The sequence below is a fragment of the Nocardia sp. NPDC051463 genome, from assembly GCF_040681975.1.
GTDB lineage: Bacteria > Actinomycetota > Actinomycetes > Mycobacteriales > Mycobacteriaceae > Nocardia.
This window is the reverse complement of sequence record NZ_JBFBAB010000031.1, coordinates 40592-57414: the sequence shown is the minus strand read 5'-3', so window position 1 is coordinate 57414 and position 16823 is coordinate 40592. Positions and strand designations below refer to the sequence as shown.

Here is a 16823-nt window from a genome sequence, read left to right as displayed (position 1 = left end):
GGGGGAATGCCGCGTTTCGTACCGAGATCACCAACATTCCGAAGACGCCACCTGTCGACACCATCGAGGGGAAAATAGCCATGTGCACGCCGGTCGAACCATCCGCAGCAGTCGTTTCGACGCGGTCGGTTCCGGTCGGCTGAGGAGTGACAACCGCCGAGGGGCCGGTACGGCTCGACCAGCGGACCGAGGTCCGAGATCAGCACGCAGGAATCCCTATGCAGCAGCAATCCCGCTCGCCCATCGCGGCGAGCAATGGTTTGCCCGCGGGTGCGTTCGCGCTGTCCGCGGCCCAACGCGGAATCTGGTTTGCTCAGCACTTTGCTGGTGACAACCCGATTTCCATCGCCCAGTACGTCGAATTCGTCGGCCCGGTCGACGTCGACGTACTGGCCGCATCGGCGCGTCAGGCCGGCCGCGAGTTCGGTACCGGCTACCTGCGCCTGATCGAGGTCGACGACGCCCCCTTCCAGGTCATCGACACCACCCTGGACGACCGGATCATCACCATCGACCTGCGCGCCGAACCCGATCCGGCGGCGGCGGCGCAGGCCTGGATGCGCGCGGAGTACACCGCGCCGCTCGAGCTGCTGCGCGACCGGTTGTGCGACGTCAAGATGTTGCGCCTCGCCGACGACCACTGGTACTGGTATTCGCGAATCCATCACATTGTGCTCGACGGCGTCGGTGCGATCACCATGCTGCAGCGCACGATGGATCTCTACAACGCGGCCATCGAGGGACAGCAGCCTCCGGAGGGCAAGGCCGAGGACCTACGCAAGATCGTCGACGCGGACGTGTCCTATCGCGATTCGGAGCGTTTCGAGGCCGACCGGCAGTACTGGCGCGAGCACCTGGCGGGGATGGCGGAGCCGGTGAACCTTGCCGGCCGCTTCGCCGCGGTCGACGCGCACCCGCGGCTGGTCAGCGGCACACTGGCGGCCGAAACCGCCGAACTGCTCGATGCCGTCGCGAAGGCGAGTTCGTCGAGCATGGCGCCGGTGATCGTGGCCGCGTTCGGCGCGTATCTCGCCGCGATGACCGGTGCGCCCGAGGTGGCGCTGAGTCTGCCGGTGTCCGCGCGTACTACGGCGTCGCTGCGGCGCTCCGGCGGCATGGTCGCCAATGTCGTGCCGTTGCGCCTGACCCTGGATCCGACCGCGACGGTGGGCCAGTTGATCCGGGCGACGCAGAGCGAGCTCACCGGCGCGCTGCGCCGACCGCGCTATCGGCAAGAAGACATCGTCCGCGATCTCGGCTGGGCCCTGGACGAGGCTGCCTCGTTCGGTCCGACGGTGAACCTGATGATGATGGACTCCCGGATCCGCCTCGGGTCGGTCACCGGCCGCCTGCATGTGCTCACCTCCGGGATGATCGAGGACCTGTTCGTCAACGTGTATCCCGGTGTGGCGGGCGAGAGCACGCACATCGATTTCCAGGCCAATCCGAATCTCTACGGTGACACCGAGCTGGTCGCGCACCACGCCCGTTTCAGCGCGTTCCTGTCCCGCTTCCTCGCCGCGGGCGCGGATGCGGCGCTGTCCACGGTGCCGGTAGTGTCCGAGGCCGAGCAGGCCGAGCTTGTTCCGGCGTATGGGCCGAATGGAGTTGTACCGCAAACACTTCCGGGCATTCTCGCCGCGGGCGCTGCTATCGACCCCGACGCGGTCGCCATTCGGGCCGGCGAGATCGTTATGACCTACCGCGAGCTCGACGAGCGCTCGAACAGGTTGGCCCGCTTGCTGATCGCGGCGGGTGCGGGCCCGGAGCGCACAGTGGCGATCTCGATTCCGCGCTCGCTGGAGTCCGTGGTCGGGATGTGGGCGGTGGCCAAGACCGGTGCGGCGTTCGTGCCGATCGACCCGAACTACCCCGCGGACCGGATCCAGCACATGGTCGGCGACAGCGGGATCGTCGCGGGTCTCACCGTCGCCGCGGCGCGGGCAGCGCTGCCGGACCGGGTGGCCTGGCTGATCATGGACGACGATGCGACCGATCGTATGGCAGCGATGCAGGATTCGTCGTCGATTACCGATGCGGAGCGCACCGCGCCCGTGCTGCTCGACCAGACCGCCTACGTCATCTACACCTCGGGATCGACGGGCCTGCCCAAGGGCGTCATGGTGTCACATCGTGGACTGGCGAATCTGGCTACCGGCTCCGGCTCCAGCTTCGGTGTGACCGCCGATTCTGTGGTGGCACACGCTGTCTCGCCGAGTTTCGACATCTCGGTGGAGGAACTGCTTGTCGCCTTCGCCGTCGGCGCGACGGTCGCGGTGGTACCGCCGTCGGCATACGCCGGTGAGGATATGGCGCAGGTGCTACGCACGCACGGCGTCACCCATCTGAATGTGACTCCCGCCGTGGTGGGTTCGCTCGATCCCACGACGCTGCCCGCGCTGCGCACCGTCATCGTCGGCGGCGACGCGTGCCCGCCGGAGCTGGTGGCGAAGTGGTCGGATCGCAGACTGCTCAACGGGTACGGGCCCACCGAAACCACCGTCACCACGACCCTGAGCGCACCGATGGCGCCGGACGCACCCGTCACGATCGGCAGTCTGGTGTGCGGCGTGTCGGCCGTCGTACTCGATCCCTGGTTGCGGCCGGTGGCCATCGGCACGATCGGGGAGCTGTATCTGGCAGGCGACGGCGTCGCCCGCGGCTACCACCAGCGCAACGGGCTCACCGCGAGCCGATTTGTCGCCAACCCGTACGAGCCGGGAGCGCGCATGTACCGCACCGGAGATCTGGCGCGCTGGCATCGGCGCGCGGGACGGCTCGAGCTGGACTACGCCGGGCGCAGCGACTTCCAGGTGAAGGTGCGCGGTTTCCGTATCGAACTCGGTGAGGTCGACGCCGCGCTGCAGCGTCACCCCGACATCGACTTCACCCTGACCATCGGGGCGACGACGCCGTCCGGAGCCACCGCGCTGGTGTCGTATGTGCTGGCGAAGCCGGCCGCGCAGGTGCAGCCAGAAGAATTGAAAGCCTTTGTCGGCGCGACACTTCCGGCCCATATGGTGCCCGGTGTCGTGATGGTGCTCGACAGCCTGCCGCTCACCCCGGTCGGCAAGGTGGATCGCCGGGCACTGCCCGCACCGGATTTCACCGCTCGCAGCACTACACGGCGCGCGCCGAGCACACCGAACGAAGAAGTGCTCGCCCCGCTGTTCGCCGAGGTACTCGGGCTGGACGAGGTGGGTATCGACGAGAATTTCTTCGCACTCGGTGGCGACAGCATCGTGTCCATTCAGCTGGTGTCACGGGCACGGGCGGCAGGTCTTTCCTTCAGCGCGCGAGACGTGTTCGAGCGCAAGACCGTTGCCGGTCTGGCCGCCATCGCCGCCGACGCGGCTGCCCATCAGGTACGCGAGCTGCCCGGTGGCGGTGTCGGCCCGATCGAGCTCACACCGATCGTGCACGCGATGCTGGAGCACGGCCAGCCGTGGCAGCGGTTCAGCCAGGCGGTACTGGTCGGCCTGCCCCGCGGCGTCGAGCGCGCACAGCTGACCAAGGCATTGGCGACGCTCATCGATCATCATGACGTGCTACGCAGCATGCTGCGACGATCGGCGGCGGGCTGGGAATGGGTTGTCGGCGCGGCTGGTTCGGTCGATGCCGACAACCTCATCGACGTCGTCGCCGCCGGTCCGGATCCCGCCGAGACCTACGAGCGCGAGTTGCAGCGCGCGGCCGACCTGCTCGACCCCGCCGCGGGCGTCGTGGTGCGCGTGGTGTTGATCGAGTCACCGGACGCCGATCCGCGGTTGTGGCTGGTGCTGCACCATCTTGTGGTGGACGGGGTGTCGTGGCGAATCCTGTTGCCGGACTTGGTCACCGCATTGATCGGCGGGACATTGGAGCCGGTCGGCACGTCGATGCGGCGCTGGGCGCACGGCCAGGTCGAGGCCGCGGTCGGCCGAGCCGGTGAACTCCCGGTGTGGCAGCGGATTCTGGCCACTCCCGATCAGGAACTCGGTGCCCGCGACCTGGATCCGGCGCAGGACGTGGTCGCGACCATGGCGGACGTGCGCACGACGGTGCCCGCCGAGGTGGCCGGTGCCGTGCTCGAACTGGTGCCGGACCGATTCCACTGCGGCGCCGACGACGCGCTGCTCACCGCGCTCGCCATGGCCGTATGCCGCTGGCGTCCGCGCACGGCTGTGCTGCTCACGCTGGAGGGCCACGGGCGTGAGGAGGCCGTGCTGCCACACGCCGCCGTCGACCGCACCGTTGGCTGGTTCACCAGTGTCTATCCGGTCGCGATCGACCTGACCGGCATCGACCTCGACGACGCCTTCGCGGGCGGCCCCGCGGCCGGAGCCGCCATCAAGGCGGCAAAAGAACAGTTGCGCGCGATCCCGGACAAGGGCGTCGGCTACGGCATGCTGCGCTACCTGAATCCGGAAACCGCTGCCGCGCTGACGGATACCGGGACCCCGCAGATCAGCTTCAACTATCTCGGGCGCGCGGCAACCGGAGGCGCGGGCGCAACCTGGCAGCCCGAGCGATTCGCCGCGACCAATGACGACCGCGCACCCTTGGCCGCCGTCGTCGACATCAACGCCATCATGAGCGACACCGAGCTCGAGGTGACCTGGGGCTACGCAGCACGGATTCTCGACGAGGCACAGGTGCGTGAGCTCGCCGACCTATGGGCGGACGCGCTGCGTGCCCTGGCCGCGCATGCGCGGACCGAGGACGCGGGCGGACACACACCGTCGGATTTCGACCTCGTCGGGGTGACCGCGGCCCAGCTGGACAGTTGGGAGCAGAGCTACCCGGATCTGATCGACGTGTGGCCGCTCTCGCCACTGCAATACGGCCTGCTCTTCCACGCCTGGTACGACTCCGACACCGCCGACGGATACACCGTACAGACCAGGCTCGCCCTTGCCGGTCGCGTCGACGCGCCCCGTTTGCGTTCGGCCGCACAGGCATTGGTCGAACGGCACGAGAACCTGCGGGTCGCCTATGTGGAGACCGACGACGGTCCGCGCCAGCTCGTGCTCGCGGCTGCCGAGATCCGGTGGTACGAGCTGGATCTGAGCGCGATCACCGACACTGTCGAACAAGACCGTGAACTGGAACGCCGCATCGAGGTCGACGCGAGCACCCGTTTCGACCTCACTCGTCCGCCACTGCTGCGTTTCACCCTCATCAGGACCGCGGCCGAGGACTACACACTGGTGATGACGAATCACCACTTGGTGCTCGACGGTTGGTCGACCCCGCTGCTGGTGCGCGAGCTACTGACGATCTACATCACCACCGGCGCGGCGGGGCAGCTCCCCGCGCTGCCGCCCGCCCCTTCCTACCGGGAGTTCCTGTCCTGGCTCGACAGACAGGACAACGCGGCCTCGATCGCGGCGTGGCAGCAGTCGCTGGCCGGGATCGACGCCCCGACGCGCGCGGTGCCGACGCTGGCGGGGATCGAATCCACCGAATCCGGCATGGTTTCGGTAGATCTGCCCGCCGAGGCCGTTGCGCGGCTGGAGAAGTCCGCGCGCGAGGCGGGCGCGACGGTCAACACCTCGGTGCAGGTCGCGTGGGCGCTGCTGCTCGCGATGGTGACCGGCCGCACCGATGTGGTGTTCGGCGGTACGGTGTCCGGCAGGCCGCCGCAGCTGGCGGGCGTCGAGGACATGGTCGGACTGTTCATCAACACGCTGCCGGTGCGGGTGCGCCTGGAGCCGGGTGAGCGGGTCGTCGACCTGCTGGCGCGCCTCCAGTCCGAGCAGGCGCGGCTGCTGGATCATCAGCATGTCGGGCTCGCCGCGATCCACCAGGCCGTCGGGCTTGCCGAACTGTTCGACACACTGACCGTTTTCGAGTCCTACCCGATCGATCGGGAAGTGCTGTCGCAGTCGCTGGATATCGCGGGCATGCGGGTGCTCGATGTGACAGGGACCGACGCGACGCCGTATCCGTTGAACCTCATGGTCATTCCGCTGCCCGGCGGCCCTGCGGGCGACAGCATGCGGATCGCCGTGAAGTTCATGGCCGACCAACTGGCTGCGCCCGCGGCACGCCGGTTGCTCGACCGCTTCGTGCTGCTCCTGACGCAGATCGCCGAAAAACCGCAACAGGCGGTGGCGCTGGTGCAGCATTGCGATCGCGACGAACGCGCCGCCTTGTTGCCGGTCCGCGGGGCCGCCTCGATGCCGCCGCGCACGCTGCCCGAGATCCTGACCTCCGGTGCTGCCATCGCCCCTGATGCCACTGCGGTCAGTGCGGGCGGCGTGTCCATGACCTACCGCGAACTGGACGCCTGGTCGAACCGTTTCGCCAGGGTGCTGCTGCGTCGCGGTGTCGGCCCCGAGGTGTTCGTCGTGCTCGCGCTCACCCGCTCGGTGGAGTCGGTGGTCGCGGTGTGGGCGCTGGCCAAAACCGGCGCGGCCTTCGCGCCGCTGGATCCGAGCTATCCGCCGGAGCGGATCGAGCACATCCTCACCGACTCCAAAGCGCCGATCGGCGTGACGGTCTGTGCGACCGGTGAGACGCTGCCCGGCACCATCGACTGGCTGCTGTTGGACGACCTCAACACCATCCGCAAGGTGATGACGGTGTCCGACGCGGCCATCACCGACGAGGAGCGCGGCCGCGTCATCGACATCGAGCAGACCGCCTACCTGATCTATACCTCGGGTTCCACCGGCAAGCCGAAGGCTGTGCTGCTGAGCCATCGCGGTCTGGCGAACCTGGTGACGACCCAGCGCAATTCGCTCGATCTCGACCCGACCGCACGGGTCTTGCAGGTCGCCTCACCGAGTTTCGACGCGTCGGTGTTCGAACTGCTCATGGCGAACGCCGCCGGTGCGAAGCTGGTGCTGTCACCGCCGGATGTGTACGGCGGCAGCGCGCTCGAGCAGCTGATCCGCGACGAGCGGATCACCCATGCGGTCATCACGCCGTCGGTGCTCGCCACCATGGATCCCAGCGACCTCATCGAGCTGCGCATGCTGGCGGTGGCCGGTGAGGCGATCAGTCCGGAGTTGACCGCGCAGTGGGCACCGGGTCGCCGAATGGTGAACCTGTACGGCCCCACGGAATTCAGCATCTGGGCGACCGGGCCGAGCGAGCTTCGAATCGGCGAACCGGTCACCATCGGCGGACCGGTTCAGGGCGCGGCGGTGATGGTGCTCGACCCGTGGCTGCGTCCCGTCCCGGTCGGCATCACCGGTGAGCTGTACCTGGCGGGACCTGCCCTGGCGCGCGGCTACTTCAATCGGTTCTCGATGACCGCGGGACGATTCGTCGCCAACCCGTACGGCGCGCCGGGGGAGCGGATGTACCGCACCGGCGACATGGTGCGGTGGGTGCCGGATAAGCCCGGTGAGCTGGACTACCAGGGCCGCAGCGACTTCCAGGTGAAGATTCGCGGCCTGCGCATCGAACTCGGCGAGATCGACGCGGTCCTCGCCGCTGACGAACGGGTGGAATACGCGGCGACGATCGGCCGTGCCGGACCGGCGGGGGAGACCGTACTGGTGTCGTATGTGGTTCCCGTCGCCGGGGTGGTGCTGGACACCGAGCAGTTGCGTAACCAGATCGCCACCACGCTGCCGGGATACATGGTCCCCGGCTATCTCATCGCACTGGCCGAGGTTCCACTGACCCCGGTGGGCAAGCTGGACCGCAACGCGCTGCCGGTGCCCGATTTCTCGGTCTCGAGACGCGCCTATCTCGCGCCGCGCACACCCGTCGAGTCGGCCGTCGCGGAGGTGTTCGCCGACGTGCTCGACACCGAGCGGGTCAGCATCGACGAATCGTTCTTCGAGCTCGGCGGCAACTCGCTGAGCGCGACCCGGGTTGTCGCCAGGATCAATTCGGCACTCGGCGCGCGGATCGCGCTGCGCGACCTCTTCGATGCCCCGACCATCGCCCAGCTTTCGGCGCGGATCGTGCCCGCCACCGGTGGCGATCGGAGCAGGTTCGTCCTCGCTGCGCGGATTCGGCCGGACCGAATTCCGTTGTCGCCCGCGCAACAGCGCATGTGGGTGCTCAATCAGTTGGATCCCGGTTCACCCGCCTACAACATCGCGGTGGCGCTGCGGCTCACCGGCACGCTCGATATCGATGCCTTGCGGGTGGCGGTGACCGATGTCGTCGACCGGCACGAAAGTCTGCGCACCGTGTATCCCGCCGACGCGGACGGGCCACGGCAAGTGATCTTGCGCGGTGCGGCAGCGCTGCCCGCGCTAACCGTGGTGGACACCGAAGACGGTGTGCCGCTGCGTAATCGGATCGCCGAGCTGACCGGTACCGGATTCGACATCGGCACCGCGCCGCCGCTGCGGGTCGGATTGTTGCGCGTCGCGCCCGAGGTCCACGTGGTGGTCCTGGTGGTCCATCACATCAGTGCCGACGGTTCGTCGATGGCACCGCTGGCCGGCGACCTGATGACCGCCTATGCCGCGGGCACGGCGGGGCCGCCACCGGCGGTGCAGTATGCCGATTACGCGCTCTGGCACCGCGAGCTGCTCGGTGACGAGCGCGATCCCGAGTCGATGGCCGCGCACCAGATCGGCTACTGGACCGACGCGCTCACCGGTGCACCCGACCTGCTCGAACTCCCCGCCGACCGACCGCGGCCCGCCGTGCAGACAATGCACAGCGCCGATGTGGATTTCGAGATCGACGCGGCGCTGCACCGGGCCATGAGCGAGCTCGCGGCCACGGCCGACGTCAGCCTGTTCATGGTGGTGCACGCCGCGCTCGCGGTATTGCTCGCCCGCCTCGGCGGCACCGACGACGTCGTGATCGGCACGGCGATCGCGGGGCGCGGCGAGGCGGCCCTCGACGGCCTGGTCGGCATGTTCGTCAACACCCTCGCCCTGCGCACACCGGTCGACCCGAACGCGGGCTTCCGCGAGTTCCTCGCGACAGTGCGCTCGACCGACCTCGACGCGTTCGGCAATGCCGATGTGCCGTTCGAACGGCTCGTCCAGGTGCTGAATCCGACACGGTCGACCGCGCACCACCCGATCTTCCAGGTATCGCTGTCGCTCCAGAACTTCGTCGAGCCGACCCTCGAATTGCCCGGTCTGCGCATCGAGGTCGAGGACCTCGACCGGGACGCCGCGCAGTTCGACCTGACTTTCGATCTGCGAGAACATCTCTCAGGGACCGAACCAGCCGGGCTGAGCGGCGTACTGTCCTACGCGACGGACCTGTTCGACGCGGCCACCGCGGCGACAGTGGTGGCCCGGTGGCAGCGTGTGCTGAATGCAGTGGTCCTCGACAGCGATCAGCCCATCTCCGCTATCGACGTGCTCGCGGAATCCGAGCGCGAGACCCTGGTTCCGGTGCGCGGTCCGGCCGGCGTCGGAAAATCGACGCTGGCGCAGGTCTTCGCTGCGTCGGTGTCGACCTATCCGGAGCGACCTGCCTTTGTCGTCGAAGGGCGCACCACTACCTACCGCGCGCTGGACGCCCGCGCCAACCAGCTCGCCCGCGTCCTGATCGGCGCCGGTGCCGGGCCGGAAACCATAGTCGCGCTCGGTCTCACCCGAGGGGCCGAACTGCTCACCGGCATGTGGGCGGCGGCGAAGGCCGGTGCGGCGTTCCTGCCGGTCGATCCGAAGTACCCGGCCGACCGTATCGAGCACATGCTGACCGATTCCGGCGCGGTGCTCGGACTCACCGTGGCCGCGCATCGGGTCCAATTGCCGGACGGCGCACAGTGGCTGGTGCTCGACGATGCCCAGTTCACCGCACGCATCGAGTCGATGAGCGACGATGCCGTGCGGACCGACGAACTGCTCGGCCCGGTTCATCCGGACCAACCCGCCTGGATGATCTACACATCAGGGTCGACCGGAACACCGAAGGGTGTCTCGGTGGCGCATCGCGGCATCGCCGATCTGATTACGGCGCAACGGGAGCAGCTCGCGCTCGATGAGAATTCGCGAGTCCTGCAGGTGGCGTCACCGAGTTTCGACGCCTCGGTGTTCGAGGCGATCATGGCGTTCGGCTCGGGCAGCGCGGCGGTGGTCGCACCGCCGGATGTATTCGGTGGCATACCACTCGCCGAGCTGATCGGTGCCGAGCAGGTGACGCATATGGTGATCACCCCGTCGGCGCTCGCGACGATGGACCCGGCGGCGGTGTCGAGCGTGCGGGTGCTCGCGGTGGCCGGTGAGGCGGTCGGTGCGGAGCTGGTCGAGCGGTGGGCGCAGGGGCGCATCATGCTGAACCTCTACGGACCCACCGAATCCACCATCTGGACAACGAGTTCTACCCCACTGGCCGTGGGTGCTCCGGTGACCATCGGCGGGCCGATCCGTGGTTCGGCGGTCCTGGTGCTCGACGATCGGCTGCGCCCGGTCCCGGTCGGGGTCGCGGGCGAACTGTATATCGCGGGACCCGCGTTGGCGAGGGGCTACCACGGCAGGCCGGAGCTGAACGCGACCCGGTTCGTCGCCGATCCTTTCGGCGCGCCGGGAGAACGGATGTACCGCACCGGTGATCTCGTCCGGTGGACGCGCGACCGACAGCTGGAGTACATCGGGCGGACCGACTTCCAGGTCAAGGTGCGCGGGCAGCGCATCGAGCTCGGCGAGATCGATGCCGTGCTCGGGCGCGCCGACGGCGTGGAGTTCGCGGTGACGCTCGGTGTGCGCGGGCCCGCGGGCTCGACAGCATTGGCGGCGTACTTGGTTCCGGCGGCCGACCACACGCTCGACCTCGCGCAACTGCGCGCCTTCGCCGCGGAAACTTTGCCCGCGTACATGGTTCCCGCCGCGTTCGTCGTCCTCGACGAGATCCCGATCAACGCGGTCGGCAAGCTCGATCGCCGCGCGTTGCCCGATCCCGTGTTCGACGATGTCGAGACCGAATATCGGGCGCCGCAAACACCTTCCGAGGAGCGGCTGGCGGAGATCTTCGCGGAGCTGCTCGGCCGCGACAAGGTGGGCGTGCACGATTCGTTCTTCGCACTCGGTGGCGACAGTATTCTCGCGATCCAACTGGTGTCGCGGGCGCGGATGCACGGCCTGGTGCTCACACCGCTGCAAATATTCGAGCATCGCACCGTCGAAGCGCTTGCGGCGCTCGCCGACGCCGCGGGCGAGGTGGTGATTCTGGAAGAGCTGCCCGGCGGCGGCGTCGGTGAGCTGCCGCTGACGCCGATCGTGCGATACATGATCGAGCGGGGTGGGAACTTCGACCGGTTCGCCCAGACCGCGGTCCTGGAGCTACCGGTCGGCATCGAGCGCGCGCAACTCGTCGCGACGCTCTCGGCCGTGATCGATCGGCACGACATGCTGCGTGCCAGGCTGTCTCAGGACGCCATGGCCGAATGGCGAGTACGGGTCGGCGAGCCCGGCTCGATCGATGTGGACGCGCTCGTGCACCGCATCGAGTTCGACGCCGATGCCGATACCGTGGATGTCCGCGAATACGCCATCGCGGAAGTGGATTCCGCGCTGAACCGACTGGATCCGGCCAACGGCGTGGTTTTGCAGTTGATCTGGCTCGATCCCGTCGGTGACGCCGGTGTGCGGCGTAGGCCCGGCCGCCTGATCGTCGTCGCGCACCACCTCGTCGTGGACGGTGTGTCGTGGCGAATTCTGGTGCCGGACTTGATTGCCGCATGGGCCCAGGTCTCCACCGGAGGCACCCCTATTCTCGCCGAAACCGGAACCTCTCTGCGTCGCTGGTCGCACGCGCTGACCGAGGAGGCACATCGGGAAGCTCGGATAGCCGAGCTGACCTACTGGCGCGACGTGGTCGACGGGCCCGACCCGCAGATCGGCCCCCGCGAGCTCGACCCGGCCATCGATCAAGCGCACACCATGCGGATGATCGAGTTCGATGTGTCCGCGGAGGTGACCACCGGACTACTGACGACACTGCCCGCACTCTTCCACGGAGGTGCCGACGATGCTCTGCTCGCCACATTGGCCTTGGCTCTGCTGCGCTGGCGGGCCACCCGTGCGGACCATGACGGTGACGGCTCGCCGACGGAATCCTCCGGTGCGAGCAGCTCTGCGCTCATCCGACTCGAAGGACACGGTCGTCAAGAGGAGGTGATCCCCGGTGCTGATCTCTCGCGGACTGTCGGATGGTTCACCAGCATCTATCCGGTGCGAGTGGATCTTGCCGAGATCGACCTCGACGCCGCATTGTCCGGCGGCCCTGCGATGGGCTCGGCGATTCGAGCGGTGAAGCACCAGTTGCGTGCCGTGCCGGACAAGGGCATCGGTTTCGGGTTGCTGCGCTACCTGAACTCCGTTGCGGCGGAACAACTGCCGAAACGGCTGCCGGGGCGGGTCAGCTTCAACTATCTCGGCCGCTATGCCTCGGCGAGTATTCCGGCCGGGTTGGAGGGGCTCGGCTGGCTGCCGACCGACGAGTTCGGCGATCTGCACCCCGCCGAGCATCCGGACGTGCCGTTGATGTCCGAGATCGACATCAACGCTGTGGTTCTCGGCGATCGACTGCACGTGAGCATCGGCTATCCCGAAACTTTGCTGGACCGTGGTGATGTCGCGGAGCTGGCGCGGATCTGGACCGAGGCCCTCGGCACGGCAGCGGACTTCGCTCAGACGCCGCACGCGCAGCAGGCGGCCGCCGAGGAGGCTGCCCTTGCCGCGCAACCGGTCGCCGAAGCCGGACCGGGCGGACTCGGACTGGACGTGCTGCTGCCGATCCGGCTCGGCGGCGACGAACCGGCATTGTTCTGTATCCACCCGTCGTCCGGCATGGCATGGACCTACCTCGGGCTGGCGGATGCATTGGCGCCGGGCCGTCCGATCTACGGTCTGCAGGCTCCGGATCTCAGTGGCGCACCGTCGGTTCGGTCTATCGACGAGTTCGCCGACCGCTACGTCGCCGAGATCCGCCGGGTGCAGCCCGACGGCCCCTACCACCTGCTGGGCTGGTCTTTCGGCGGGCTCATCGCGCAGGCGATTGCCACGAAGCTGGAGCAGGCAGGCGCGTCGGTCGGGGTGCTGGCGCTGCTGGATGCCGACACCGCCGACATCGACGGTGACACCATAGAGCGGCTCACCGCGGGTGCCTTCGTCAATACCTTCGGCGCGGTCTTCGGTATCCACGATGTCCCCGCCGAGGCGACCGCACAGCAGGCGGCGGATCTTATCCGCGACCGGATGGGTGGCGTTTCGATCATCGGCGCGGACACCCTCGAACGAATGGCAGGCTCTTACAACGCGTCGGCGCGCACCAGGACCGGCTATCAGCGCCCGATCTACCACGGCGACGTGCTGTATTTCCATGCCACCGTGGACACTTCGGACATTTTCGGTCCGGACGGCTGGCGACCGTATGTCACCGGCGAGATCACCACCATCGAGGTCGACGTGACCCATGACGAACTGACCGCACCACACGCGCTGGCAGCCATCGCCCGCGTACTCGACGAGCAGCTGGGAGGCAGGCGATGAGTTCCGACACCGGAGTCCTCGTCGAGGGTATCGAGAAATCCTTCGGCGCTGTGCAGGCATTGCGCGGTATCGATTTCACGGCGACCCCGGGGGAGGTGCTCGGCATCCTCGGACCCAACGGTGCGGGCAAGACCACCATGGTCAACATCCTGTCGACGCTGATCGCGCCGGACAGCGGCCGAGCAACGGTGGCGGGGCACGACGTCGTGGCCGATCCCGCCGCAGTGCGCAGATCCATCATGCTGACCGGACAATTCGCCGCCCTCGACGACATGCTCAGCGGCTACGAGAACCTCGTGTTGTTCGGCAGGTTGATGGGGCTGCGCAAGGGGGCCGCCAAGGCGCGCGCGGATGAGCTGCTCACCGAATTCGATCTGGTGGGCGCCGCGAATCGCCGAGTCGGCACTTATTCGGGTGGTATGCGCAGGCGCATCGATATTGCCTGCGGTCTGGTGGTCCGCCCGGATGTGGTGTTCCTCGATGAGCCGACCACCGGCCTGGATCCGCGCAGCAGACAAGGAGTATGGGATCTGGTGTCCAGCTTCAAGAAGAACGGCATCACCACCCTGCTGACCACCCAGTATCTGGAGGAAGCCGACGCGCTCTGCGATCGGATCATCGTCATCGACCACGGTGTGGTGATCGCGCAGGGCACCGCCGACGAGCTGAAATCGCGGACCGGCGGCAGCTATTGCGAGGTGGTGCCGCTGGATCTCAAGGACGTGCCCGCCATCGCGACCGCGCTCGGATCATTGCTGCCGGAGGAGACCCGCACCGCTCTGACACCCGATTCGGATCGCATCGCCATCCCGGCGGTCGATGGCGCCAAGACCCTCGCGGAGGCGCTGCGGCGGCTGGACGGATCCGGGATCGAATTGGTCGACATCGCACTGCGCAGGCCGTCGCTCGACGATGTATTCCTGCAGCTGACCGGTCATCTCGCCTCGGTAGACGGTGAGGCGGGCTCGTGACGGCGGGTACCTGGCTGACCTCCGCCCGTGCGACCCCGGCCACGGTGCAGCAGTGGTGGGTGCTCACCGCGCGGTTGATCGTGCCGTCGGTCAAGACCGGCGAAGTACTGGCGTCGATTCTCGCGCCAGCGGCCTTCACCGCCAGCTTCTACATCCCGTTGAAGACGGTGATGACCTTCTCCGGCCATGGCTTCAGCAGCTACGCGCAGTACATGATGTCGCTGGTCATCCTGCAGGCGGCGGCCTTCACGGCCATCTCGGCCGCATTCCGCGCCGCCTCCGACGCTGTCGCGGGGCTGGACCGCCGGTTCGGCTCGATGCCCATCGGGCCATTGGTGCCCGTCGCGGCGCGCATGTCCGGCAATATCTTTCGACTGCTCCTCGCCTTGGCCGCCGCAGTGGTGTGCGGGTATGTCATCGGCTTCCGTTTCCGTCTCGACGCCGCCCACACGCTCGGTTTCCTGGCGTTCTCCTTGCTCATCGGCATCGCATTGACGCTCGGCGCGGATGTCATCGGGACGGCGTCGAAGAGTCCCGAGACCGTCACGCAGGCGCTGGTGTTGCCGCCGTTGATTTTCGGCATGCTATCGACGGGGTTGGCTCCGGCCAGCCAATTTCCGCACTGGGTGCAGTGGTTTGTGCGCAACCAGCCGATCTCGCAGTTCGCCATCGCACTGCGGGCGCTGGCCGGCGACACCAAAGGCAATGCCGGTGAGGTGACCTGGTCGCTGATGGGTCCACCGCTGCTGTGGGCGTTGGGAATCCTTGTCGTGTGTATTCCGATCGCCGTCCGGCTGAGCTCGAGGAGGGCGTAATGACACTGTTTGCCACGCCCGGCGTTCGCGGCTCCGAGGCATCACCGGTGTCGCTGGTGCGGCACACGATTCTGCAGACCCAGCGACTGCTGCTGCGCTCGGTGCGCCATCCGGTTGCCCTGCTGGAGACGCTGATCATTCCGTGCCTGCTGTTGTTCATGCTCGACACCGTCATCGGTGGTCAGATCGAGAAGTTCACCGGTGGCGACGCGCTCTACGGTTCGGTGCCGATGGTCGCCATCGTCGGCGCGCTGTCCGGCGCGGTGGCCAGCGGCGTGATGCTCGGGCGCGAACGCGACGCCGGTCTGCTCGCCCGGTTCTGGGTGCTGCCCGTCCACCGTGCTTCCGGCCTGGTGGCCAGGATCCTCGCCGAGGGCTGCCGTATCCTCGCCGGAACGTTTGTCGTCATCGTTGTCGGGTATCTGCTCGGGTTCCGCTTCCAGCAGGGTGTGTTGGCGACGCTGGTGTTCCTGCTGGTGCCGGTGCTCTTCGGCCTCGCTTTCGCCACCATCGTCACCGCCATCGCGGTCTACACCGCGAAAGCGACTCTCGTCGAGGGCATAACGATCCTGAGCTCGCTGCTGATGTTCTTCAGTACCGGCTTCGTCCCGCTCGTTGCCTATCCGCAGTGGATTCAGCCGGTGGTGCGCAACCAGCCGCTCTCGGTCGCGGTCGACGCGATGCGGGCACTTGCACTCGGCGGCCCGCTCGCCAGGCCGCTGACGCTGACGATCATCTGGTCGCTCGGCGCGATCATCGTGTTCGCCGTCCCGGCGACGGTGGGCTATCGACGGGCCAGCCGGAGATAGGCTCGGGCGCACTGGAAGCCACCCGGGGGTCGGTGTCCCAATCTGGGCGCTTCTGATGTCTAGTCGAAGACAAGTCCCCTGAGACGACTCACTGTCATTTGGTCCATTCTTCCAGCAGCTCGGCAATCTCGGGCACTTCCATATCGCCTTGCGCAATCGCATTCATGGCTTTCTCCTGGGCCTCCGGGAATGCCTTGACGTGTTCGCCGTTGATTCGCAACATAATTGCCGCCGCAAGGAATGCGGTCCTCTTGTTGCCATCAACGAGAGCGCGATTCCGTGCGGTCGCATGCAGCAGTGCCGCCGCCTTGTCGATGAGACGTGGGTACGCCTCATGCCCGAACACCGTGGTGCGGGGACGTTCCACCGAGGCAGCCAACAAGCCTGCGTCGCGAACCGCGGCATGTCCGCCGTTCACTGCGGTAGCGATGGCCAGTAGCTCCTCGAGGGTGAGGTATTTCATGCCAGTCGGTCGAGCAGTTCGGCATGCTCGGTCATAGTTTCGGCGAGTAGTCGGTCGAACGCTTCGGCTCGGCGTGTCAGGTGAAGGTGGATCGCCTCTTGAGCAATCTCTTGCTTGCTGCGGCCTTCCCGCTGAGCCTGCTCGGTGAGTGCTCGGTCATCGTCGTCATTGAGTCTGAGTGTCATAGCCATGCGAGTCATGATACCTCGGTGGTATCACGTGGTGACGAGGTCTTCGGCAAGTACGTGACCTCGCCCAATCTGGTGACCGAACCCGCCGGGCTCTCGCAAAATTGTGCTGTCGGTCCGGAACTGATCGGGATCGGTGTGGCTCGCCGGTGCTACGGCCGACGAGCC

Annotated in this window: 6 protein-coding genes; 4 read left to right on the top strand and 2 right to left on the bottom strand. The window is 67.3% G+C overall.

Annotation, left to right across the window (positions count from 1 at the left end; genetic code table 11):
• The first annotated feature begins 218 nt into the window (after window positions 1–218).
• Genes AB0M74_RS29660 through AB0M74_RS29645 form a run of 4 tightly spaced genes read left to right on the top strand, consistent with a single transcriptional unit; the run spans window position 219 to window position 16004 of the window.
• A complete protein-coding gene (locus AB0M74_RS29660; RefSeq protein WP_366529594.1) occupies window positions 219–13409 on the top strand; it encodes an amino acid adenylation domain-containing protein in 13191 nt (4396 codons plus the stop codon).
• On the top strand, window positions 13406–14380 hold the full coding sequence (locus tag AB0M74_RS29655) for an ATP-binding cassette domain-containing protein (RefSeq protein WP_366529593.1): 975 nt from the start codon (window positions 13406–13408) through the stop codon (window positions 14378–14380). The genes AB0M74_RS29660 and AB0M74_RS29655 overlap by 4 nt, the downstream gene beginning before the upstream one ends.
• The gene (locus AB0M74_RS29650; protein WP_366529592.1) at window positions 14377–15195 is read left to right on the top strand and encodes an ABC transporter permease; all 819 of its coding nucleotides are present in this window, start codon (window positions 14377–14379) and stop codon (window positions 15193–15195) included. The genes AB0M74_RS29655 and AB0M74_RS29650 overlap by 4 nt, the downstream gene beginning before the upstream one ends.
• Entirely contained in the window at window positions 15195–16004 is an 810-nt protein-coding gene (locus AB0M74_RS29645) for an ABC transporter permease (RefSeq protein ID WP_366529591.1), read from the top strand. The genes AB0M74_RS29650 and AB0M74_RS29645 overlap by 1 nt, the downstream gene beginning before the upstream one ends.
• Before the next feature lie 94 nt (window positions 16005–16098).
• Here the strand turns inward: AB0M74_RS29645 and AB0M74_RS29640 are convergent, their stop codons facing one another.
• Together AB0M74_RS29640 and AB0M74_RS29635 are read right to left on the bottom strand one after the other, a co-directional pair.
• On the bottom strand, window positions 16099–16467 hold the full coding sequence (locus AB0M74_RS29640) for a type II toxin-antitoxin system death-on-curing family toxin (protein WP_366529590.1): 369 nt from the start codon (window positions 16465–16467) through the stop codon (window positions 16099–16101).
• Window positions 16464–16658 (bottom strand): ribbon-helix-helix protein, CopG family, encoded by a 195-nt coding sequence (locus tag AB0M74_RS29635; protein WP_366529589.1) that lies wholly within the window; start codon window positions 16656–16658, stop codon window positions 16464–16466. The genes AB0M74_RS29640 and AB0M74_RS29635 overlap by 4 nt, the downstream gene beginning before the upstream one ends.
• Window positions 16659–16823: the final 165 nt, after the last annotated feature.